Source organism: Enterobacter sp. FUJ80071 (assembly GCF_038739915.1).
In the GTDB taxonomy this organism is placed as follows: domain Bacteria; phylum Pseudomonadota; class Gammaproteobacteria; order Enterobacterales; family Enterobacteriaceae; genus Enterobacter; species Enterobacter kobei.
This window is the reverse complement of record NZ_JBBXKH010000001.1, coordinates 2,027,582-2,049,862: the sequence shown is the minus strand read 5'-3', so window position 1 is coordinate 2,049,862 and position 22,281 is coordinate 2,027,582. Positions and strand designations below refer to the sequence as shown.

Sequence of the window (22,281 nt, the reverse complement as noted above, 5' to 3'; positions counted from 1 at the left end):
TGCCCCTGCTGACTTGTCACTTGTTCGGCGCGTTAACGCTCAAACAGGTTAATACTTTTTTCATAGCCAAAAATTTCTATACATCTGTGATCGCGATCACTCTGATAACTTCATGTTGATTTTTTGTTGTCAAAATCATTCCAAAGCCTTTGCCAGACAAGATATAACCGATCAGAACCGGAAGATAAGACCAGCTATTTTTCAGAATATGGGCTATATCACTGCCACAAACGGCAAATAGCAGAACATATCGCCAAAAGCCGATCGGGGAGGGGGAATGCCAGTTGAAAAAACTACCTTTACGCACCGTATGAAATTTAACGCTGAATAACATTTGCATGAACCGACGATTATACCACCCCAGATAAATGTAACAGATTATTACAAACGTATTGCCAGACGGGTCAGGATAGTGAACATTACCCGCCGTTTCTCCTCCCAATATAACTATAAGGCGGATGGACTACGGCCATCACGCTATGAACACCCCCGTTAATATGGGATGTAAAAAAAGAGGTATATGTGTCGACTGCAAACAATAAACCAACAGATGAAAGCGTGAGTCTTAACGCTTTTAAACAACCTAAAGCGTTTTATCTCATCTTCTCTATCGAGTTATGGGAGCGTTTTGGTTACTACGGCCTGCAAGGGATCATGGCGGTTTACCTGGTAAAACAGCTGGGTATGTCCGAAGCCGATTCCATCACGCTGTTCTCCTCCTTCAGTGCCCTCGTATACGGCCTGGTTGCTATCGGCGGCTGGCTGGGTGATAAAGTTCTCGGCACCAAACGTGTCATCATGCTGGGCGCCATTGTTCTGGCGATTGGCTATGGTCTGGTCGCATGGTCTGGCCATGACGCCGCAGTGGTGTATATGGGTATGGCGACCATTGCGGTCGGTAACGGATTGTTTAAAGCGAACCCATCTTCCCTGCTCTCTACCTGTTACAGCAAAGATGACCCACGTCTGGACGGTGCATTCACCATGTACTACATGTCCATCAACATCGGTTCATTCTTCTCCATGCTGGCAACACCATGGCTGGCCGCTAAATTCGGCTGGAGCGTGGCGTTTGCGCTGAGCTTCGTGGGCATGCTGATCACCGTAGTGAACTTCTTGTTCTGCCGCAACTGGGTCAAAGACTACGGTTCAAAACCCGATTTCGAACCCGTCCATATGGGCAAACTGCTGGCGACCATCGTGGGCGTTGTGATTCTGGCGGCAATCGCCACCTGGCTGCTGCACAACCAGGGTATCGCACGTGCGGTGCTGGGCGTGGTTGCGCTGGGTATCGTGGTCATCTTCGCAAAAGAAGCGTTCGCGATGCAGGGTGCTGCGCGCCGTAAGATGATTGTGGCCTTCATTCTGATGCTGGAAGCGATTATCTTCTTCGTACTGTACAGCCAGATGCCAACCTCTCTGAACTTCTTCGCCATTCGTAACGTTGAGCACTCTATCCTGGGTATCGCGTTCGAGCCGGAGCAGTATCAGGCACTGAACCCGTTCTGGATTATGATTGGCAGCCCGATTCTGGCAGCTATCTATAACAAGATGGGCGACCGTCTGCCAATGCCGCACAAGTTTGCGATTGGTATGGTGCTGTGCTCCGGTGCGTTCCTGGTGCTGCCGCTGGGTACGAAATTTGCGACCGACGCCGGTATCGTCTCCGTAAACTGGCTGATTCTGAGCTATGCGCTGCAGTCTATCGGCGAACTGATGATCTCCGGTCTGGGCCTGGCGATGGTGGCACAGCTGGTTCCACAGCGTCTGATGGGCTTCATTATGGGTAGCTGGTTCCTGACCACTGCCGGTGCAGCAATTATCGCAGGTAAGATTGCGAACCTGATGGCCGTGCCGGAAAACGTCACTGACCCACTGGTCTCCCTGAATGTCTACGGTACCGTGTTCATGCAGATTGGTATCGCGACAGCGGTGATTGCAGTTCTGATGCTGCTGACCGCGCCGAAACTGAATCGTATGACTCAGGACGACGACAAGACGGCCAAGGCAAGCGAAACCGCGACTGCGTAAGATTATTGAGAAACGACTGTTGAGAAGCCGCTAATGCATTAGCGGCTTTTTTTTTGCCTGTTCGCGCACTAACATAGCTGAAACCTCAGCAAAAAGGAGTTACCGATGAAACTGTTCTACAAACCGGGCGCGTGCTCTCTTGCTTCCCATATCACCCTGCGCGAGAGCGGCAAAGATTTCACGCTCGATGGCGTTGATCTGATGAAAAAGCGTCTGGAGAATGGCGATGATTTCCTTGCCATTAACCCAAAGGGACAAGTTCCAGCGCTGTTGCTGGATGACGGAACTCTGCTGACAGAAGGCGTTGCCATCATGCAATTCCTGGCGGACAACGTACCGGATCGCCAGCTTCTTGCCCCCACCGGCAGCATTGCACGTTATAAGACCCTGGAGTGGTTAAACTATATCGCTACCGAGTTACATAAAGGCTTTACTCCCCTGTTCCGCCCGGATACGCCGGAAGAGTACAAACCGACCCTGCGCGCGCTTCTTGAGAAAAAGCTGCAGTATGTAAACGCGTCGCTGAAAGACGATCAGTGGATTTGTGGTTCCCGTTTCACGATTGCCGATGCCTATCTGTTTACCGTGCTGCGCTGGGCGCGGGCGGTTAAGCTCAATATGGAAGGGTTAGACCATATTACATCGTATATGACCCGTATGGCGGAGCGTCCTGCGGTGGCTGCGGCACTGAAAGCGGAAGGTCTTAGCTAATATCGCCCGGCGGCGCTTCGCTTGCACGGGCCTACGGGTTTTGTAGGCCGGGTAAGCGCAGCGCCACCCGGCATCGTTTAAAGCCGGGTGGCGCTGAAATAGTGCTCCGGCTTCGCGATACGATCCTGTGCCGCGACGACCTGAAGTTCATATTCCTGCATCTCTTTCGTCGCAATCATGATTTCGTACACCGCCGCAGTCACATGCTCAAGCGCGTCTCTGACCGTTGCTCCCTGCAGCAGTTTCACCAGCAGCAGACCGCTGGTCACATCCCCCACTCCCACTGGCTGACGCAGGCCAAAATCCACCAGCGGACGGCTAATATGCCAGGCGTCATCTTTCGTCACCAGCAGCATCTCAAAACGCGACTGGCTCAGCCCGGCGCGGGCGAGATGTTTTACCAGTACAATCTCTGGCCCCTGGGCTATCAGCTCGCGAGACGCGCTTACCGCCTCTTCTACGCTGTTAACCGGGTGCTCGCAGAGGATCTCCAGCTCAATAAGGTTTGGCGCAATGATATCGCTGGCAGGCAGCGCATGGCGAACGTGAAACTCTGCAACACCGGGCGCTACGATACAGCCTTTCTCCGGGTGTCCCATGACGGGGTCGCAGAAGTATTTTGCCGCCGGGTTCGCTGCTTTCACCTGACGCACAATGCCAAGGATGTGCTCCCCCTGCTCGGCTGAGCCCAAATAACCGCTCAGAACGGCGTCACAGCGTTTGAGCTGGTCAATATCCGCAATGCCCTGAACCACCTCGGTGAGGTGCGAGGGCGGCATCACGCAGCCGGCCCATTTACCATACTGCGTGTGGTTGGAAAACTGCACGGTGTTGAGGGGCCAGACGTTAGCACCGAGGCGGCGCATCGGGAATTCCGCTGCACTGTTGCCCGCATGGCCAAAAACAACGTGGGACTGAATGGCGAGGATGTTCTTCATCTTTTTCTTACCAAACCCTGAAAAAACAAAAAGGGCGTGGTTTCCCACGCCCCTGGAGACTGTGAATTATTTCCAGCAAACAAGGCAGTAATTTTTCTTACCGCGGCGCAGCAGCGTGTAGCGTCCATACAGACGGTCGCCGTCAACGAAGGTGTATTCCGGGTCAGCCTGTTTCTCACCGTTGATGGTGATCGCGTTAGACGCGATGGTTTTACGCGCCTGTCCGCGAGACGGCTGCAGCTCGGAGTCCACCAGCGCCTGCATCAGGTCAGCCCCTTTTTCCATCTCAACCATCGGCACGCCGTCCTGCGCCAGCTGTTCGAAGTCCGCTGCGCTCAGATCGCTCAGCGTACCGTTGAACAGGCTTGCCGTAATGCGTTTCGCCGCCGCCAGACCTTCTTCACCGTGAACCAGTTTGGTCACTTCATCGGCCAGCACATACTGTGCACGCGGTGCTTTACCGCTGTTTTTGTCTTCTTCTTCCAGCGCATTGATGTCTGCAATATCCATGAAGGTGAAGAACTTCAGGAAGCGGTAAACATCGGCGTCCGCCGTGTTGATCCAGAACTGGTAGAATTTGTACGGACTGGTTTTCTTCGGATCCAGCCACACCGCGCCGCCTTCCGTTTTACCGAATTTGGTGCCATCTGCTTTGGTGATCAGTGGAACCGTCAGGCCGAAGACCTGGTTCTGGTGCAGGCGACGGGTCAGGTCGATACCGGACGTGATGTTACCCCACTGGTCAGAACCACCAATCTGCAGGGAAACGCCATGCAGTTTGTTCAGGCAAGCAAAGTCATAGCCCTGCAGCAGGTTATAGGAGAACTCGGTAAAGGAGATACCCTGATCGTCACGGTTCAGGCGCTGCTTCACCGCTTCTTTGTTAATCATCTGGTTAACAGAGAAGTGCTTGCCAATATCACGCAGGAAGGTCAGCACGTTCATGCTGCCAAACCAGTCATAGTTGTTGGCAGCAATGGCAGCGTTATCGCCGCAGTTGAAGTCAAGGAACGGTGCAACCTGTTTGCGGATCTTATCCACCCACTCCTGCACGGTATCTTCGGTATTCAGTTTACGCTCAGCGGCTTTAAAGCTTGGGTCACCAATCAGACCGGTTGCACCACCCACCAGAGCAACAGGCTTATGGCCCGCCATCTGGAAGCGTTTCAGGCATAACAATGGAACAAGATGCCCCAAATGCAAGCTGTCAGCGGTGGGATCGAAGCCGCAATAGAGCGCGATCGGGCCTTGCGCCAGTCGCTCTGCTAACGCTTCCTCGTCCGTCACCTGGGCCACGAGGCCCCGCTCTTGCAATTGTTTAATCAAGTTACTGCTTGCCATCAAATTCTCCATGTATAAACGACTGCACCTTTGCCGGTACACGACTTTTCGCCTGATGCGAAAGGACCATAGAATAAAGCGCAAGCGCGGTGTGCGCTAGCGCTTAAATCAACAAATTTCGGGGATTACGGTGCCAGTCTGTCGATTTTCCAGCTGCCATTCTCGCGCTGGTATAAAAAGCGGTCGTGCAGGCGATGTTCACCGCCCTGCCAGAACTCAATCTGCTCAATCGGGATGCGGAAGCCGCCCCAGAAGCTTGGCAGTGGGATTTCCCCCTGCTGGAACTTCTGTTTCAGTTCCAGGAACTTGCTCTCCAGGACACCGCGTGCAGAGATTCGGCTGGACTGTTTTGAAACCCAGGCACCAATCTGGCTGTCACGCGGACGGCTGTGGAAATATTTCACCACCTCAAGGGTCGAGAGACGTTCCGCTTTGCCGGTGACCATGACCTGACGTTCCAGCATGTGCCAGGGGAACAGCAGGCTGATGCGCGGATTGTTTTCTAAATGGTGCGCTTTGCGGCTGCCGAGGTTGGTATAAAACACCAGCCCTTTCTCATCATAATGCTTGAGCAGGACGATGCGCTGATACGGTTGACCGTTTTCATCTACCGTTGCGACAACCATGGCCGTTGGGTCGGCCAGTTTCGCTTCACAGGCCTGTTTCAGCCAGCGTTCAAAAAGCACGAGGGGTTCAGCGGGAAGATCCTGGCGACGCAGGCCACCTTTGGTGTATTCACGGCGCAGATGCGCAATTTGCTGCAGTTCGTCGTTATCTGACATGGCGTTAGCTGACGTTGAGATTGGGTGGCGCTATTGTGCGCCGCCCCTGTAAAAATCTCAACGCTTCGGATTTTCAAGCTGGCAATTGTTCAGCACGATGCGGTCGCGTTTGTAGACCGTGGCGCTATCCCCTTTCGACCAGAAGACGTAGATACCGTCGGAATAACGTGCCCCGGAGGCCGACATGCCCTGCTTGAGGGTCAGCAGTTTATTGTCATAAACAAAACTGGCTTCCTGACGTGGATTATTCAGCTTCACGGTCAGCGGTTTTTCATCGCAGCGATACTCCAGCGTATCGGTCTGCATACGCTCAAGGAACTGGTTGTAGACGCTGCATCCTGACAGCAATAAAGGCGCGACAATAAGAAGAATTTTTTTCATGGGCGTATTCCGAAGACTTTCCTGGTCCTGGAGGGCATGGCTGCCCTCCTGTTTCATTCCATTCTAACGACGAGACGCCGCGCTGAATTTCAGTTAACTCTGATTATGACGAGGATTTGCCGGGTAAATCGCCCCGAGGACGCTGGCCTCGCGCGCGCCGGTTACCGACGGTAAATTACCCGGAAGCCCGGCGATGGTGCGCCAGGCAAGCCAGGCGAAAGCCAGCGCTTCCATATCATCCCCACTGATGCCAGCCTCGTCTGTCGTCGTCACTTCCGTACCCGGCAGTAACGCGGCCAGACGCGCCATCACCAGCGGATTTCGGCTTCCACCGCCGCACACCAGCAGGCGTTCGCATCCGCCGCTGAGAAGTACCTGCTCAGAGATCGACACCGCCGTTAATTCGGCAAGCGTCGTCTGGACATCCTTCGGAGCCAGTGCCGGGAATGGCGCCAGCTGACGTTCAAGCCAGCCAACGTTGAAGTATTCACGCCCCGTGCTTTTCGGCGCCGGTAAAGCAAAGTAGGGATCGCTGAGCATCGACTGCAACAGCGGGAGAATCACTTTACCCTCGCTCGCCCACTCGGCGTTTTTATCATAGGGTTGCCCGCACTGCCGCCAGATCCAGGCATCCATTAACATATTACCTGGACCGGTATCGTAGCCGCGGACAGGCTGCCCGGGAATGAGCATTGACAGGTTGGCAATTCCGCCGATATTCAGCACCATCCGGCGTTCTGAAGGGTGTGCCAGTAGCGCCTGATGGAACGCCGGCACCAGCGGTGCCCCCTGGCCACCAAGCGCAATATCGCGACGACGGAAATCGCCAACGACCGTGACGCCCGTCTTCGCCACAATCTGGTTGTTATCACCGATTTGCATCGTATGCGGCGCATCACCAACCGGCTCATGCCAGACGGTCTGTCCATGGCATCCGATGGCAACCACATCCTGCGGTCGAAGATTTTCTTTTTGCATTAACGCCTGTACCGCATCAGCAAACAGTGCTCCCAGGCGGACGTCAAGTTGCCCTAGCTGAGAGAGCGTCAATTGCTGCCCCTGACAGATACTCAGAATATCCTCTTTCAGTGAAATGGGAATGGGCCAGGTCAGGCTCGCCTGCTGAGCGACCATACGTTCATCAATGGCGGCCAGAACGACATCTACCCCATCCAGACTGGTGCCCGACATCACACCAATGTAGCGACCCGATTTCATGCGCTTTCCTTACGTTGCGTGGGCTAAGGTTATCCACTCAACCATAAACAGCACGGCTTTGCCATCCAGCGATAATATTTTTTAACAATGTCATGCGGGTGACATGAGCAGAACCTGTTTATGTCTCGTTAAGTCAAATTCAAGTACAATTTTCTTATTGTTAGTGCAAAGATATGAACTATGGCCCCTTATGCCATATAATTTAGCCATAATGGATGCCTCCAATTGGGCGTTTTTGGTGAACAGGAGATTCAAATGATTGTACGTGTACTGGGCGTTTCGCTGATTGGTTTAACCCTGGCTGGCTGTGTGAATGACAGCTCACTGTCTGGCGACGTTTACAGCGCTTCTGAAGCAAAACAGGTTCAGAGCGTGACTTACGGTACCGTTGTTAACGCCCGTCCTGTACAAATTCAGGGTGGCGATGACAACAACGTTATGGGCGCAATCGGCGGTGCTGTTCTGGGTGGTTTCCTCGGGAATACCGTTGGCGGCGGTACAGGCCGTTCTCTGGCGACCGCTGCGGGCGCTGTGGCGGGTGGTGTTGCAGGCCAGGGCGTTCAGGGTGCGATGAACAAAACGCAGGGTGTTGAGCTGGAAATTCGTAAAGACGACGGCAGCACCATTATGGTTGTTCAGAAACAGGGAAATACCCGTTTCTCTGCAGGTCAGCGTGTCGTGCTGGCAAGCAACGGAAGCCAGGTGACCGTTTCCCCACGTTAATTAAAAAGGGATGTGGTTTTCAGGCCACATCCCTTTACAATATATATCATTTTCATGAATATATTTACAAAATATATTCACCCCGCCCATTATTTACCCCGCCGTATATTGTTTCTGCGCAAAGTAATTATTGTTTCAATTGATTAGACTCTTCGCTATTACCTTCTGTTCATTCATTTTTAATTATTTAAAAAAAATTATATGCTTGCGAATCGTCTTACTGTAAAAGGTCGTTATATCTCGTTCTGTTTCGGTTGCCTTGTTGTCATCGGAATATTACAGGGTTTATTTTCAACACTGGTTGAATGGGTTCCGTCTTTTTCACCGCTGTTGTTCCCCACGCTCACCATTTTTTTACTGGTATTTCACCTGTTTATTGCCTGTTTTATGGCAATGAAATACTGGTGTGATAAGAGGCGCCTGTATCTGGTTGCCATCGCTTTTGCCTTTGCCGGTTCGGCATTGCTGATGGTTGGAACGCTGTCCAGTTTTCCCGCCTGGCTGGATCTCTACCAGTTCAACGTCGTGAACTATAACGATGCGATGATCTACTATATGTTCCGCCATCTCATCATGGCGGTCCTGTTCATCGCTTCGGCCCTGCTGTTTCCCCTGCGTAATCAGCCCCTTTCGCGGCTGACGCATATCGCTATCGTCAGCACGACATTTCTCTTTACTGCCGGTGGCGTGATGTTGGCGTGGATGTATTCCAGCCATTTTGATTTTTTATCCCTCGATCTGGTTGATAATGAAACGCGGCAGTTTATGGTTCTCTGGAGCCACAGCATTAATATTTCATTAATTGTCCTCTGGGTGGTGACATTAGCCACGCTAATGTTTATTACGCGCGTACGTAATCTGTTCTGGGTGACCGGTAATTTTCTCTGTGTCTGCTACATCGTCACGCTCACAATACTGTTATTTAGTGGACATGCCGAAGGCATATCGTGGTATCGCGCCCGGTTATTTGAAACCGTCGCCACGCTGCTGATTATTTTTGTTCTGCTCTGCGATGTCTTCAGCTTGTATCGCGAATCGCATTTAAAGTATCAGCAGTCGTATCAGAATTCGATTCGCGATCCGCTTACGCGCCTGTATAACCGCAGCTATTTTTATGAATCGTTAAATCAGGCGCTGGCTGTCGCAAAATCCAGCCGCCCTGTTTCGGTTATCGTCAGCGATCTCGATCGCTTCAAGCGCATCAACGACAACTACGGTCACCTGCAGGGGGATAAAGTCTTACAGTTTGTCGCCAATCTGCTGGTGGATTCCGTGCGCCCGCAGGACATCGCGGCGCGTATCGGTGGTGAAGAGTTTGTCCTGATGCTGGCAAATACCCCTTCAGACGCAGCATGCCAGGTGGCGGAACGCATACGGCTGAAGCTGCGCAGCTTTGATAAAACCACCAGCGAAGGTCAGCTACCGGAGCCCATTACCATCAGCATGGGTGTGTTTACGGCAACATCATCGTCCGTGACCGCAGAGGAGTGCGTGGAAAGCGCCGATAAAGCGATGTATGAAGCGAAAGAGACTGGCCGAAACCGCGTCGTTGTCTTTAGGTAGGAAAAAGGCCTTGCAGATGCAAGGCCTTGTTGTCTGGTCAGTCGCGAGACTGCAGCTCGTGGATGTTCTGCTCAAGGCGAGCAATGAGGCTGATGAGCATTTCCAGCTCCGCCGGTGAAACGCCTGAAAGGATTTCACCGCGCGTTTTGGTAATCACAGCTTCCATTTCGGTAATAATGGGCGCGGCTTTCTCAGTGAGTTTAATCCGCTTGGCGCGACGATCGCTGGCGCAGGTTTGCCGGGAGATCAGCCCCTTCTCTTCCAGTTGATCAAGCGTACGCACCAGCGACGGTTGCTCAATACCTATCGCTTTTGCCAGTTGAATTTGCGACTGGTCAGGCGGCAACTGATGAATGTTGTGCAGCGTGACCCAATGCGTCTGTGTCAATTCCAGAGGTTTCAGGCGATGGTCAATCAGAGCACGCCAGACGCGTACCAACCTTGCCAGATCAGAACCTAATGGCGATTCCAATTTCATCTCCTTATAATTAGCTTGCTAAGTTATTATACTGATTTTAGAATAGTGTGCAGCATTTGTATTGGCAAAACAAATGCAATACTGCATTCATCTAACTCAAAAGTATGACTTACACTGAATTCTGATGCTTCTTTATACTCAGACAAGCCAACGCGGCATTCTGTTCACTGCAAAGGATCTCTGCTTGTGACCTTTTTTCATCGCTCAGAGGGTTTACCCCTCCAGGACCTGATCTTCGGTGCGTCAGTCTACTTTCCTCCCCTGTTTAAAGCCGTGCTGGTGGGCTTTATCCTCTGGCTCGTTGCGCACCGCCTGCTTCGCGACTGGATGTATTCCGGCGAAATCTGGCATCCCATGTTGATGGATCTCTCCCTGTTCGCCCTCTGTGTCAGTCTGGGCCTTGCTGTTTTGACCGTGTGGTGAATATGCCTCTGAAAACGCTGAAGTACTTTTCCACCCTGTTTGTCCTGGTCCTCGCGCTGATCGCCGGCTGGTGGCTCTGGAATTTTTATATGCAGTCCCCCTGGACGCGTGACGGCAAAGTTCGCGCCGAGCAGGTCAGCATCACCCCGCAGGTGTCGGGAAGTATTACCACGCTCCTGGTGAAGGATAACCAGTATGTTAAAAAGGGAGAGGAACTGTTCCGTATCGACGATACCCCCTACCATATTGCCGTTCTGAATGCCCAGGCGCAGCTGGCGAAAGCCCAGTCAGACCTGGCGAAGGCCAATAACGAAGCCAATCGCCGCCGTCACTTATCGCAAAACTACATCTCAGCGGAAGATTTGGATACCGCTAACCTTAACGTCAAGGCCATGCAGGCAAGCGTCAACGTAGCCCAGGCGACGCTTAAGCAGGCACAGTGGGAACTGACCCAAACCGTGATTACCGCACCTGTAGATGGATGGGTGACTAACCTCTCTGCCCGGGTGGGTAACTACGCCACCACCGGCCAGCCTGTTTTTGCCCTTGTCGACAGCCACTCCTTCTACGTGGTGGGCTATTTTGAAGAGACCAAGCTTCGCCACATTCGCGAGGGTTCACCTGCGGCCATTACCCTTTACAGCGGTTCGCAAACGTTACAGGGTCACGTCTCCAGCATCGGTCGCGCCATTTACGATCAAAGCGTTGAAACGGATTCCGGCCTCGTACCGGACATAAAGCCGAACGTCCCCTGGGTGCGCCTGGCTCAACGTGTGCCTGTGCGCGTGGAGTTTGACCGTTTACCCGAGGGCATCACGCTGGTATCCGGCACCACCTGCACCGTCTCCATCGGAAGCCGTTAATGAAGCTGCAGGCGCTCTCCTGGCAAAACACGCCGTGGATGAAAGCGACGCGTCCTCAGTGGCGCTACGCGCTGCGTAATGGCATCGCCATGTGTCTGGCGCTGACGGTCGCCTATTACCTGAATCTTGACCAACCCTACTGGGCGATGACCTCAGCCGCGGTGGTGAGTTTCCCTACCGTTGGCGGAGTGATCAGCAAAAGCCTTGGCCGCATCGCGGGGAGTCTGTTAGGCGCCACCGCGGCGTTAATTATCGCGGGGCATACGCTGAACGATCCGTGGCTATTCCTGCTGAGCATGGCGGCGTGGCTGGGATGTTGTACCTGGGCCTGCGCCCATTTTACCAATAACGTGGCCTACGCTTTCCAGTTAGCGGGCTATACCGCGGCCATCATTGCCTTCCCGGTCGTCAATGTGCTCGATACCACCGAACTGTGGGATATTGCACAGGCGCGCGTCTGTGAGGTGATTGTCGGGATCCTCAGCGGCGGGTTTATGATGATGATCCTGCCCAGCACCTCCGACGGTACGATGCTGATTACCGCGCTGAAGACCATGCATACCCGGTTGCTGGAACATGCAAGCCTGCTGTGGCAACCGGATACCAGTGATGACATCCGTCTCGCGCATGAAAAGGTTATCGGGCAGATCCTGACCATGAACCTGTTGCGCATACAGGCTTTCTGGAGTCATTACCGTTTTCGTCGTCAGAACACGCTGCTCAACTATTTGCTGCACCAGCAGCTGCGTATGACCAGCGCCATCTCCAGCCTGCGCCGGATGCTGCTCAACTGGCCGACGCCCCCTGAAAATACCCGCGCCGTCATTGAGACGCTGCTCGCGACGCTTGCGCGTCCTGACGCGGATATTTACACCGTCGCGAAGATCATCGCCCCGCTCGCCCCGACGGATGAGTATGATTATCGCCATCGCGCATTCTGGCAGCGCCTGAATTACTTTTGCCGGTTATATCTGCGCAGTAGCCGCTGGATTAATGCCGTCGAGAATGCCACGCCGGTAACGGAATTTAATGTCCCCGGCAGCCCGGCTCTCGCCCGACATACCGATTATCTGGAAGCACTGTGGAGTGGTTTTCGCACCTTTTGTGCGCTGACGCTGGTTGGGGCGTGGAGCATCACCACGCAGTGGGAATCCGGTGCCGCGGCCCTGACGCTTGCCGCCATAAGCTGCGTGCTTTACTCCGTCGCGGCCTCGCCGTTTAACTCTCTTACGCTACTGCTGCGCACGCTGGTACTCCTGTCATTGTTCAGTTTCGCCGTGAAGTTTGGCCTGATGGTGCAGATAAGCGATCTCTGGCAGTTCCTGCTGTTCCTGTTTCCGCTGTTAACGACGATGCAACTCCTCAAGCTGCAAATGCCGAAACTGGCGGGCCTGTGGGGCCAGTTGATTGTCTTTATGGGCTCGTTTATCTCCGTGACGAATCCGCCGGTGTATGATTACGCCGATTTTCTCAATGATAACCTGGCAAAGATCCTGGGCGTGGGGCTGGCATGGCTCGCATTTGCGGTATTGCGTCCCGGCTCTGATGCACGTAAGAGCCGACGACATATCAGGGAATTACGCAGAGGGTTTGTCGACCAGCTCAGCCGCAAACCGCATCTGCGTGAAAGCGAGTATGAATCGCTGGTGTATCACCATGTCAGCCAGCTCAATAACAGCCATGACGCGCTTTCCCGCCGCTGGCTGCTGCGCTGGGGCGTGGTGCTGTTGAACTGTTCGCATGTGGTCTGGCAGCTTCGCGCATGGGAAACGCGGTCCGACCCGCTGTCGCAGGTGCGTGATGTTTGCATTTCCCTGCTACGCGACGTGATGAGTGAACGCGGTGTCCAGCAGCGGCCTCTGGAGGTCACGCTGGCTGAACTGCAACGGATCTGCGATACCCTCGCGCATCACCATCTTCCCGCAGCCCGTGATTTAGCCTCAATCATCTGGCGCCTGCACTGCTCGCTGTCGCAGCTGGAACAGGCTCCCCCACCGGGCACCATTGGAGATCAGATCACGCCGCAGGCATAACGTGCCCCGCCGCCGCCAAGCGGTTTAGGCTGATCGGACATGTTATCGCCGCCCACATGGATCATCAGCGCTTTGCCTTTTACTTCATCGAGTTTTTTCAGGCGCGGGGCCACGACCGGATCGGTGGCTTTACCGTCATTGTTCACCACCAGCACCGGCAGATCGCCAAGGTGCCCCATACCGTCTGGCCCTTCATGTTTGCCTGAATGTTGCGGATCGAGATGCCCCCCGGCGGCTTCCGCCGCGGACGGTTTACCCTCTTTCATGGCAGGCTGGCAGCTTCCTTTGGCATGAACATGAAAGCCGTGTTCGCCGGGCGGGAGTGCTTTGAGATTGGGCGCGAATTCCAGCCCCTTGTCGGTCTCAGTGATTTTCACCGTCCCGATAGACTGACCCACACCCTGAGAGGTGACGAGATTCATTTCCACTTCGTCGCTGGCTGCCTGCGCTCCTGCGCAAACAACCAGCGTGACCAATGCCAGAGCAAAACGCTTCATATGACCTCCGCGGGTTATTTTTTGCCCCTTAAGTGTATACCAGAGGCAAAGATTTCACCGGAAAGTCAGATTATGGCGGTTTAAGGCACGTCGTAACCCAGCGCGGCTTTGCGGATGCGGAACCACTGCTGACGTGTCATCTCCAGCTCTTCCGCGGCCAGTGCGGAACGAACGCGTTCGATTTTTCCGGAGCCAATAATCGGCAGCGGTTTTGACGGCAGACGCAGGATCCACGCATACACCACCTGTTCAATGCTCTCCGCGTTCAGCTCACGGGCGATGGTTTCCAGTTCATTGCGCAGCGGCTGGAACGCCTCATCATTAAACAGGCGTCCGCCTCCCAGGCAGGACCAGGCCATCGGGCGAATACGCAGCTGTTGCAGCTGGTCGAGCGTACCGTCCAGCAGCAGCGGCTGATGGACAGGGGAAATTTCCACCTGGTTAGTGGCCAGGGTAAACGGCAGCCGAGACTGAAGCAGTGCAAACTGTGCCGGGGTAAAGTTTGAGACGCCGAAGTGACGCACTTTCCCACTCTGATGCAGATGCAGGAACGCTTCCGCCACCTCATCGGCGTCCATCAGCGGGTCTGGGCGGTGAATCAGCAGCAGGTCGATGCGATCCGTCGCCAGATTGACCAGCGACTGCTCAGCGCTCTTGATGATATGCGCGCTGTCGGTGATGTAATGGCCGAGGGCGTGCTCAGGTTTTGCGGTGGTGGCAATCCCACACTTCGTGACGATCTCCATGCGGTCGCGGAGTGCCGGAACAAGCTTGAGCGCCTCGCCAAATGCGGCTTCACACAGGTAGCCACCGTAAATATCCGCATGATCGACGGTCGTGACCCCTAAATCGATATGCTCTTCAATAAAGCTCGCCAGCTGGAGGGGGGACATATTCCAGTCCATCAGGCGCCAGTAGCCCATCACAAAACGGGAGAATTCTGGCCCCTGGGGGGCAAGGGTAATTCGCTGAACCATAACATTTTCCTCAAGGACGTGATGTCATGAGTATACGCAATTACCGTGTTAAAACAGTGAAGGTTGCTGAGGTTCTTCGGTCTCAGCGGCTTTGTTTGCGCGGATTTTGCGCAGAAGTCGCTGCCGGCATAGCCGGAGCACCTCCTGTTTTTGCGTGTCGCTGAAGTTTTGCCAGTTAAAGCGCTCGTCACGGGTGCGCATGCACCCGCGGCAATATCCGCGTTCATCTACCTGACAAATACCCCGGCACGGGCTCTGGATGGGGAAAAACTCCAGTTGCTCTGCCACACTGACCTCCGCATGACCACTCTCATCTACAGTGAAGACGCTAAACGCGTCAGGTGCAAGGGCTTTACCACAGTTTTGTGGCATTAAGGTTTCACTAATCTTCCCTCTCTATACTCAGCCCATCATCATAAGAACAGGTTTTTCGATCGATGCAGTTAATCAAAAAGTTACAATGTAACGATATTAAATTTACTCTGGGCTGTGCACTCTTTTTTACCCTGCTGAACGGGCTGTTTATCCAGCGCAGCTGGGCCATTATTGCCCCTGCGCATCTGCACGACATTCTCTTTGCCGCGTCCGTGCCGGTGGTGCTGTTTTGTGGCTGGGTAATTGTTTTTAGCCTGCTCAATATCCCGTACATCCGTAAGCCGCTGCTGATCGTTTTAACTGTCGGTTGCGCTGCGGCAACCTATTTTATGTATACCTACGGCGCGGTCATCGATCAGAACATGATCGTCAACGTGTTCGAAACCAACTCTCAGGAAGCCACCGCCCTGGTGACCCCGCAGATGATTCTGTGGATTGTTGTTGCTGGCCTCGTGCCCTCCGTGGTGCTGGCTCTCACCCGAATTCGTACCGGAAAATGGTGGTACGCGCTGCTGACGCGCGTAGCCGCGATGCTGGGCGCTCTGCTGGTGATCATCCTGATTGCCGCACTGTTTTATAAAGATTACGCGTCGCTGTTCCGCAATAACAAAAGCATCGTCAAAATGGTTACCCCGGCGAACTATGTCAGCGCCGTGGTGAAGTACAGCAAAATGCGCTGGTTTGCCGGCGATCAAACGCTGGTGCGCATTGGCGAAGATGCGCATAAAGGCTCGCTGATTGCGGGTCAGCAAAAGAAAACCGTTCTGGTGCTTGTCGTCGGCGAAGCCTCTCGCGCGGCAAACTACTCCCTGAACGGTTACGGGCGCGAAACCAACCCCGAGCTGAAAAAGCAGGACGTGATTAACTTCCCGCAGGCCTCTTCATGTGGCACCGAAACCGCGGTTTCCGTTCCCTGCATGTTCTCCGGCATGACGCGCAGCAAATACGATGCCGACCTGGCTCGGCATCAGGAAGGGCTGCTTGACGTGCTCAGGCACGCGGGCGTCAACCTGCTGTGGCGCGATAACGACGGCGGCTGTAAAGGCGCCTGCGATCGCGTGCCTCATACCGACATGACGCAGTGGAATCTGGATCAGTTCTGCAAAGACAAATCCTGTATTGACGATGTGAACTTCTACCGTCTGGACAACGTGCTGGATGGCGTGAAGCAAGATACGGTGCTGGTTATCCACCTGATGGGCAGCCACGGTCCGGCGTACTATCGCCGTTACCCGGACAATTTCCGTAAATTCACCCCAACCTGCGACACGAACGAAATTCAGGATTGCGATCATCAGGCGCTGATGAACACCTATGACAACACCATCCTGTACACCGACAGCATGGTCAGCAAAACCATTGACGCACTGAAGGCCCGTCAGGCGAACATGAACACCGCCCTGATTTATTTATCAGACCACGGTGAATCGCTGGGTGAAAGCGGTATTTACCTGCACGGTACGCCATACATGCTGGCACCCGAGCAACAAACGCACATCCCGTTTATGTTCTGGCTATCGCCGGATTATGCAAAAAACTTTGGCATCAACGCGCAGTGCTTACGCGACTATGCGGCAAAAAATGCGGTTTCGCAGGACAATTTATTCTCAACGGTGCTGGGTATGATGGACATTAAATCAAAGGTTTATCAACAGCAGCTGGATATTCTGAATGGGTGTCGGCAGTAAACAGGCTTGCATTAGACCGAACGGTCTATTAGAGTGAGGTCATGAGCAGAAATACTGAACACGATACCCGCGAACATCTACTGGCGACTGGCGAGCGGCTTTGCATGCATCGCGGTTTCACCGGCATGGGGTTAAGCGAGCTATTAAAAACCGCTGAGGTACCGAAGGGGTCGTTTTATCACTACTTCCGGTCCAAAGAGGCGTTTGGCGTGGCGATGCTGGAGCGGCACTATGCGGGCTACCATCAGCGTCTCGCGACCCACTTCGCCACGGGTGAAGGTAACTATCGGGATCGTGTTCTTAACTACTATCAGGAAACGCTGAATCAGTTCTGTCAGCAGGGCATTATCAGCGGATGCCTGACGGTAAAACTGTCTGCCGAAGTGTGCGATCTCTCCGAAGATATGCGCACGGCGATGGATAAAGGTGCCAGCGGTGTTATCGCCCTGCTGGCCCAGGCGCTGGAAAAAGGCCGCAATGAAAAAACGCTGGCCTTTTCGGGTGAACCTCTGACTCAGGCGCAGGTGTTATACGCGCTATGGTTAGGCGCTAACCTGCAGGCCAAGATTTCGCGCAGTGCCGTGCCGCTGGAAAGCGCGCTGGCACATGTGAAAAACACAATTACTGCGCCTGGCATTTAACAGGCGTTTTTATTTATCTTATTACTAGTCGACTGGTCTACTCAGGAGTCTTTATGTCAGCTGAAAAATTATTTACCCCCTTAAAAGTGGGTGCCGTTACCGCGCCAAACCGCGTGTTCATGGCTCCGCTTACCCGTCTGCGCAGCATTGAGCCGGGTGACATCCCCACCCCACTGATGGGTGAATACTATCGTCAGCGCGCCAGTTCCGGCCTGATCATCACCGAAGCTACGCAGATTTCTGCTCAGGCTAAAGGTTATGCGGGTGCGCCGGGGCTGCACAGCCCGGAACAGATCGCCGCATGGCAGAAAATTACCGCGGGCGTGCATGCTGAAGAGGGACGCATTGCCGTCCAGCTGTGGCACACCGGGCGTATCTCCCACAGCAGCATTCAGCCTGGCGGCCAGGCACCGGTTTCAGCCTCTGCCCTGAATGCTAACACCCGTACCTCGCTGCGTGATGAAAACGGTAACGCGATCCGCGTCGATACCTCAACGCCGCGCGCCCTGGAGCTGGATGAGATCCCGGGTATCGTGAACGATTTCCGTCAGGCCGTTGCCAACGCCCGTGAAGCAGGTTTTGATTTGATTGAGCTGCACTCCGCGCACGGTTACCTGCTGCACCAGTTCCTGTCACCATCATCTAACCAGCGTACCGACCAGTATGGCGGCAGCGTCGAGAACCGCGCCCGTCTGGTGCTGGAAGTGGTTGATGCCGTATGCCAGGAGTGGAGCCCGGATCGTATCGGCATTCGCGTCTCCCCGATCGGTTCTTTCCAGAACGTCGACAACGGCCCGAACGAAGAAGCGGATGCGCTCTATCTGATTGAAGAGCTGGCAAAACGCGGTATCGCCTATCTGCACATGTCTGAGCCAGACTGGGCCGGCGGTAAACCTTATACGGAAGCCTTCCGTCAGAAAGTGCGTGAGCGCTTCCACGGGGTGATCATCGGTGCGGGTGCCTATACGCCTGAGAAAGCGGAAGACCTGATCGGCAAAGGGCTGATTGATGCCGTTGCGTTTGGCCGCGACTATATCGCCAACCCGGACCTGGTCGCCCGCCTGCAACAGAAAGCCGCTCTGAACCCGCAGCGTCCTGAAAGCTTCTACGGCGGCGGCGCTGAAGGTTACACCGACTACCCTTCTCTCTAATCTCGCCATTGTTCATTGATAGCGGCGACACTTCGCCGCTATACTAAAACATCGTTTCTGTTCAAAAAAATATTCAAATCCATTGGTTAATGAGGAAATTATGCGCCTACTTCACACCATGCTGCGCGTTGGCGATCTGCAACGTTCTATTGATTTCTACACTAACGTACTGGGCATGAAACTGCTGCGCACCAGCGAAAACCCGGAATACAAATACTCGCTGGCGTTCGTGGGTTACGGCCCGGAAACGGATGAAGCGGTGATTGAGCTGACCTATAATTGGGGCGTGGACAGCTATGACCTGGGCAACGCCTACGGCCATATCGCGCTGGAAGTGGACAACGCAGCCGAAGCGTGCGAACGCATCCGCAGCAACGGCGGTAACGTCACCCGTGAAGCGGGTCCGGTTAAAGGCGGCACCACTGTGATTGCGTTTGTGGAAGATCCGGACGGTTACAAAATCGAGCTGATTGAAGCCAAAGATGCCGGTCGTGGTCTGGGCAACTGATCCCTCAGGGCGCAATATGCGCCCGTAGTTTTACTGCATCACCCCGCAAAATTTGCCATAATGCGCTCTGCTTTTTCCCCTTGTAAGAGACCCTGATGTCCGATAACGCTCAATTTAGCGGTCTGTGCGACCGTTTTCGTGGTTTTTATCCCGTTGTCATTGATGTAGAAACAGCCGGATTTAACGCTAAAACCGATGCGCTGCTCGAAATTGCCGCCATCACGCTGAAGATGGATGAACAGGGCTGGCTTATACCAGACACCACGCTGCATTTCCACATTGAACCTTTCGAAGGGGCAAACTTACAGCCGGAAGCGCTGGCCTTCAACGGTATCGATCCGCATAACCCACTGCGCGGTGCGGTAAGCGAATATGATGCGCTGCACGCCATTTTTAAAATGGTGCGTAAAGGCATGAAAGAGAGTAACTGCAGCCGCGCCATCATGGTGGCGCATAACGCCACCTTCGATCACACCTTTACCATGGCCGCAGCGGAGCGCGCCTCGCTCAAACGCAACCCTTTCCACCCGTTTGTGACCTTCGACACGGCAGCACTGAGCGGTCTGGCGCTGGGGCAAACGGTGTTATCAAAAGCCTGTATTACGGCGGGTATTGAATTTGACGGCACGCAGGCGCACTCGGCTCTGTATGACACGGAGCGCACCGCAGAGCTGTTCTGTGAGATCGTCAACCGCTGGAAGCGTCTGGGCGGCTGGCCGCTGCCAACAGGTGACAGCGAAGAATAAAAAAAAGCGACCTTAACAGGTCGCTTTTTTATTTGCGCAGCAAACTTACTCTGCGTCCGGCTCTTCGGTTTTGTACTTCGCCGCGGTTTCTTTGATCAGCTGCTGCAGTTCACCGCGCTGATACATTTCAATCAGGATATCGCAGCCGCCTACCAGCTCACCGTCTACCCACAGCTGCGGGAAGGTTGGCCAGTTAGCGTATTTTGGCAGCTCAGCACGGATGTCCGGGTTCTGCAGGATATCAACGTAAGCAAAACGCTCACCACAGGCTGAGAGCGCCTGAACCGCTTGCGCGGAGAAGCCGCAGCTTGGCAGCTTCGGAGAACCTTTCATATACAGCAGAATCGGGTTTTCAGCGATCTGGCGCTGGATTTTTTCAATAGTGGTGCTCATGTCTTGCTTCCTTTAACTTCTGTTACGGCAATAGTCTGACATTGTAGCGGGTCAGGCTGGCATCGGAAAATAACATTTTCGTCACGTTTATACATTTTACCTCGACTCTACAAAAGTTGCATTGCAAATGGTGTTTAACCCTGCGGCAGTCAGGGTTTTGCTTAGGGAGTGAACAATTGTGCGACAGAACGATGAATTTTTTTGCACTTGCTAACGAAACAGGTTTTTAGATTGAAAAATGCTATTAACTTCTCGGGTTTTTATGGATTAGAATCGACGGGCTTTGTAAATCACTCGCGGGTATTATTGATGACCTGCATTTATCAGGGGACTGCCCAGTGGCGCGGATAACAAAAATCTCGATCACGCTCTGTGCTTTACTGTTTACATCACTCACTCTCACGCCAGTGGCAAACGCCTCTCAGCAGGCGCGGCATTCTGCTGTACAAAAAAGCCATCTGGTGAAAGCCACAGAACGTAAGAAAAAAACCACCACAAAGAACGAAAAGAAAAAGACGACCACCAAGACGACACAAACCGCTTCCAGCAAGACCAAAACAAAATCTTCCCGCACTGCCCACACCACCAAAAGTAAAACTTCGCTGACCGCTGCTAACCTCGTCACTGAAAAATGCATTACGCGTAAAGGCCACAAAGCGAAATGCACCAAAGTCACGAAAATCGCGGAAGTACATAAAGTCCGTGTACAGAAAGCGCAAAAAACCGCGATGAATAAACTGATGGGGCAAATTGGCAAACCTTATCGCTGGGGTGGCAGTTCGCCACGAACCGGCTTCGACTGTAGCGGCCTGGTCTATTACGCCTATAAAGATCTGGTTAAGTTCCGCATTCCGCGTACCGCTAATGAGATGTACCACCTGCGCGACGCCTCTCCGGTGAGCCGTGGTGAGCTGGAAAACGGCGATCTGGTCTTCTTCCGCACGCAAGGCCGCGGCACGGCTGACCATGTGGGTGTCTATGTCGGCAACGGGAAATTTATCCAGTCACCGCGCAGCGGCCAGGATATTCAGATCACCTCCCTGAGTGAAGACTACTGGGTGCGTCACTACGTCGGCGCACGTCGCGTGATGACGCCGAAAACTATTCGCTAACCCCTGCCCTGCCGCATCCGTGGCAGGGTAAGTTCCTCTTTTGCATACCCTTTCAATTTGCTATCCTGTCCTTGTTGTCTGTGTGGTTATTGGCAACGCTAAATACAATAAGGAGAGAAGCAATGTCGTTCGAATTACCTGCACTACCGTATGCAAAAGACGCCCTGGCACCGCACATTTCTGCGGAAACCCTGGAATACCATTACGGCAAACATCACCAGACGTATGTCACCAACCTGAACAATCTGATCAAAGGCACCGATTTCGAAGGCAAAACGCTGGAAGAGATCGTCCGTAGCTCAGAGGGTGGCGTATTTAACAACGCGGCTCAGGTGTGGAACCACACCTTCTACTGGCACTGCCTGGCACCCAATGCCGGTGGTGAACCTGCCGGTGAACTGGCTTCCGCGATTAACGCCGCCTTTGGCAGCTTCGCCGATTTCAAAGCGAAGTTTACGGATGCCGCCATCAAGAACTTCGGCTCTGGCTGGACGTGGCTGGTAAAAGAAGCGGATGGCAAACTGGCAATCGTGTCCACCTCTAATGCAGGCACCCCGCTGACCACCAGCGCTACGCCGCTGATGACCGTGGACGTGTGGGAGCACGCTTACTACATTGATTACCGTAACGCGCGCCCGAACTACCTGGAGCACTTCTGGGCACTGGTCAACTGGGACTTCGTCGCGAAGAACTTCGCCGCGTAAGAGA

Annotated in this window: 24 protein-coding genes; 14 read left to right on the top strand and 10 right to left on the bottom strand. The window is 53.8% G+C overall.

Annotated elements, in window-relative coordinates; translation table 11 throughout:
• Positions 1 to 522: 522 nt before the first annotated feature.
• Together dtpA and gstA are read left to right on the top strand one after the other, a co-directional pair.
• On the top strand, positions 523 to 2,031 hold the full coding sequence (gene dtpA, locus AAER43_RS09985) for a dipeptide/tripeptide permease DtpA (RefSeq protein WP_014883575.1): 1,509 nt from the start codon (positions 523 to 525) through the stop codon (positions 2,029 to 2,031).
• 105 nt (positions 2,032 to 2,136) lie between these two features.
• Positions 2,137 to 2,742, top strand: coding sequence for a glutathione transferase GstA (gene gstA / locus AAER43_RS09980; protein WP_014883574.1), 606 nt, complete (start codon positions 2,137 to 2,139; stop codon positions 2,740 to 2,742).
• Positions 2,743 to 2,819: 77 nt separating this feature from the next.
• Here the strand turns inward: gstA and pdxY are convergent, their stop codons facing one another.
• The 5 genes from pdxY to anmK all read right to left on the bottom strand — a co-directional run bounded on the left by pdxY (position 2,820) and on the right by anmK (position 7,402).
• Entirely contained in the window at positions 2,820 to 3,680 is an 861-nt protein-coding gene (pdxY, locus tag AAER43_RS09975; RefSeq protein ID WP_014883573.1) for a pyridoxal kinase PdxY, read from the bottom strand.
• Positions 3,681 to 3,746: 66 nt separating this feature from the next.
• The gene (tyrS, locus tag AAER43_RS09970) at positions 3,747 to 5,021 is read right to left on the bottom strand and encodes a tyrosine--tRNA ligase (RefSeq protein ID WP_050861833.1); all 1,275 of its coding nucleotides are present in this window, start codon (positions 5,019 to 5,021) and stop codon (positions 3,747 to 3,749) included.
• Positions 5,022 to 5,146: 125 nt separating this feature from the next.
• On the bottom strand, positions 5,147 to 5,803 hold the full coding sequence (gene pdxH / locus AAER43_RS09965; protein ID WP_050861834.1) for a pyridoxamine 5'-phosphate oxidase: 657 nt from the start codon (positions 5,801 to 5,803) through the stop codon (positions 5,147 to 5,149).
• 57 nt (positions 5,804 to 5,860) lie between these two features.
• Complete coding sequence (gene mliC / locus AAER43_RS09960) at positions 5,861 to 6,184, bottom strand: C-type lysozyme inhibitor (RefSeq protein WP_014883571.1); 324 nt, start codon at positions 6,182 to 6,184, stop codon at positions 5,861 to 5,863.
• Between the two features lie 93 nt (positions 6,185 to 6,277).
• Entirely contained in the window at positions 6,278 to 7,402 is a 1,125-nt protein-coding gene (anmK, locus tag AAER43_RS09955) for an anhydro-N-acetylmuramic acid kinase (RefSeq protein WP_050861835.1), read from the bottom strand.
• Between the two features lie 255 nt (positions 7,403 to 7,657).
• Between anmK and slyB the strand changes: the two genes are divergently transcribed.
• Together slyB and AAER43_RS09945 are read left to right on the top strand one after the other, a co-directional pair.
• Positions 7,658 to 8,125 carry an outer membrane lipoprotein SlyB gene (gene slyB, locus AAER43_RS09950; protein WP_014883569.1) on the top strand — a complete coding sequence of 156 codons (468 nt, stop codon included), beginning with the start codon at positions 7,658 to 7,660 and terminating at the stop codon, positions 8,123 to 8,125.
• 201 nt (positions 8,126 to 8,326) lie between these two features.
• On the top strand, positions 8,327 to 9,688 hold the full coding sequence (locus AAER43_RS09945) for a GGDEF domain-containing protein (protein ID WP_050861836.1): 1,362 nt from the start codon (positions 8,327 to 8,329) through the stop codon (positions 9,686 to 9,688).
• A gap of 37 nt (positions 9,689 to 9,725) precedes the next feature.
• Here AAER43_RS09945 and slyA read toward each other — a convergent pair whose 3' ends face one another.
• Entirely contained in the window at positions 9,726 to 10,166 is a 441-nt protein-coding gene (slyA, locus tag AAER43_RS09940; RefSeq protein ID WP_021241135.1) for a transcriptional regulator SlyA, read from the bottom strand.
• Between the two features lie 186 nt (positions 10,167 to 10,352).
• Between slyA and AAER43_RS09935 the strand changes: the two genes are divergently transcribed.
• The 3 genes from AAER43_RS09935 to AAER43_RS09925 are packed head-to-tail and all read left to right on the top strand — an operon-like array spanning position 10,353 to position 13,485.
• The gene (locus AAER43_RS09935; RefSeq protein WP_014883567.1) at positions 10,353 to 10,589 is read left to right on the top strand and encodes a DUF1656 domain-containing protein; all 237 of its coding nucleotides are present in this window, start codon (positions 10,353 to 10,355) and stop codon (positions 10,587 to 10,589) included.
• Between the two features lie 2 nt (positions 10,590 to 10,591).
• Positions 10,592 to 11,452: an HlyD family secretion protein gene (locus tag AAER43_RS09930; RefSeq protein ID WP_014883566.1), complete on the top strand. Its 861-nt coding sequence runs from the start codon at positions 10,592 to 10,594 to the stop codon at positions 11,450 to 11,452.
• Entirely contained in the window at positions 11,452 to 13,485 is a 2,034-nt protein-coding gene (locus tag AAER43_RS09925; protein WP_050861837.1) for an FUSC family protein, read from the top strand. Before AAER43_RS09930 ends, AAER43_RS09925 begins: the two co-directional genes overlap by 1 nt.
• Here AAER43_RS09925 and sodC read toward each other — a convergent pair.
• The 3 genes from sodC to AAER43_RS09910 form a co-directional block, all read right to left on the bottom strand.
• Entirely contained in the window at positions 13,464 to 13,982 is a 519-nt protein-coding gene (sodC, locus tag AAER43_RS09920) for a superoxide dismutase [Cu-Zn] SodC (RefSeq protein ID WP_014883564.1), read from the bottom strand. The genes AAER43_RS09925 and sodC overlap by 22 nt on opposite strands.
• Before the next feature lie 80 nt (positions 13,983 to 14,062).
• The gene (locus AAER43_RS09915) at positions 14,063 to 14,959 is read right to left on the bottom strand and encodes an aldo/keto reductase family oxidoreductase (RefSeq protein ID WP_014883563.1); all 897 of its coding nucleotides are present in this window, start codon (positions 14,957 to 14,959) and stop codon (positions 14,063 to 14,065) included.
• A gap of 48 nt (positions 14,960 to 15,007) precedes the next feature.
• Positions 15,008 to 15,247: a DUF1289 domain-containing protein gene (locus AAER43_RS09910; RefSeq protein ID WP_014883562.1), complete on the bottom strand. Its 240-nt coding sequence runs from the start codon at positions 15,245 to 15,247 to the stop codon at positions 15,008 to 15,010.
• 149 nt (positions 15,248 to 15,396) lie between these two features.
• Between AAER43_RS09910 and eptA the strand changes: the two genes are divergently transcribed.
• The 5 genes from eptA (at position 15,397) to rnt (ending at position 20,068) form a co-directional block, all read left to right on the top strand.
• Positions 15,397 to 17,022, top strand: a complete 1,626-nt coding sequence (eptA, locus tag AAER43_RS09905) for a phosphoethanolamine transferase EptA (RefSeq protein ID WP_014883561.1) — start codon at positions 15,397 to 15,399, stop codon at positions 17,020 to 17,022.
• A gap of 41 nt (positions 17,023 to 17,063) precedes the next feature.
• Positions 17,064 to 17,663 (top strand): TetR/AcrR family transcriptional regulator, encoded by a 600-nt coding sequence (locus AAER43_RS09900; RefSeq protein WP_014883560.1) that lies wholly within the window; start codon positions 17,064 to 17,066, stop codon positions 17,661 to 17,663.
• A 53-nt stretch (positions 17,664 to 17,716) separates the two neighbouring features.
• Entirely contained in the window at positions 17,717 to 18,814 is a 1,098-nt protein-coding gene (locus tag AAER43_RS09895) for an alkene reductase (RefSeq protein ID WP_014883559.1), read from the top strand.
• 100 nt (positions 18,815 to 18,914) lie between these two features.
• Complete coding sequence (gene gloA, locus AAER43_RS09890) at positions 18,915 to 19,322, top strand: lactoylglutathione lyase (protein ID WP_014883558.1); 408 nt, start codon at positions 18,915 to 18,917, stop codon at positions 19,320 to 19,322.
• A 95-nt stretch (positions 19,323 to 19,417) separates the two neighbouring features.
• Positions 19,418 to 20,068 (top strand): ribonuclease T, encoded by a 651-nt coding sequence (gene rnt / locus AAER43_RS09885; protein WP_050861838.1) that lies wholly within the window; start codon positions 19,418 to 19,420, stop codon positions 20,066 to 20,068.
• 45 nt (positions 20,069 to 20,113) lie between these two features.
• On the opposite strand, the gene grxD is transcribed toward rnt, so the two are convergent.
• Complete coding sequence (gene grxD, locus AAER43_RS09880; protein ID WP_003832760.1) at positions 20,114 to 20,461, bottom strand: monothiol glutaredoxin 4; 348 nt, start codon at positions 20,459 to 20,461, stop codon at positions 20,114 to 20,116.
• A gap of 338 nt (positions 20,462 to 20,799) precedes the next feature.
• Here grxD and AAER43_RS09875 point away from each other — a divergent pair, with 338 nt between their 5' ends.
• Both AAER43_RS09875 and sodB read left to right on the top strand, forming a co-directional pair.
• On the top strand, positions 20,800 to 21,573 hold the full coding sequence (locus AAER43_RS09875) for a C40 family peptidase (protein WP_014883556.1): 774 nt from the start codon (positions 20,800 to 20,802) through the stop codon (positions 21,571 to 21,573).
• Positions 21,574 to 21,695: 122 nt separating this feature from the next.
• Entirely contained in the window at positions 21,696 to 22,277 is a 582-nt protein-coding gene (gene sodB, locus AAER43_RS09870) for a superoxide dismutase [Fe] (protein WP_032636815.1), read from the top strand.
• Positions 22,278 to 22,281: the final 4 nt, after the last annotated feature.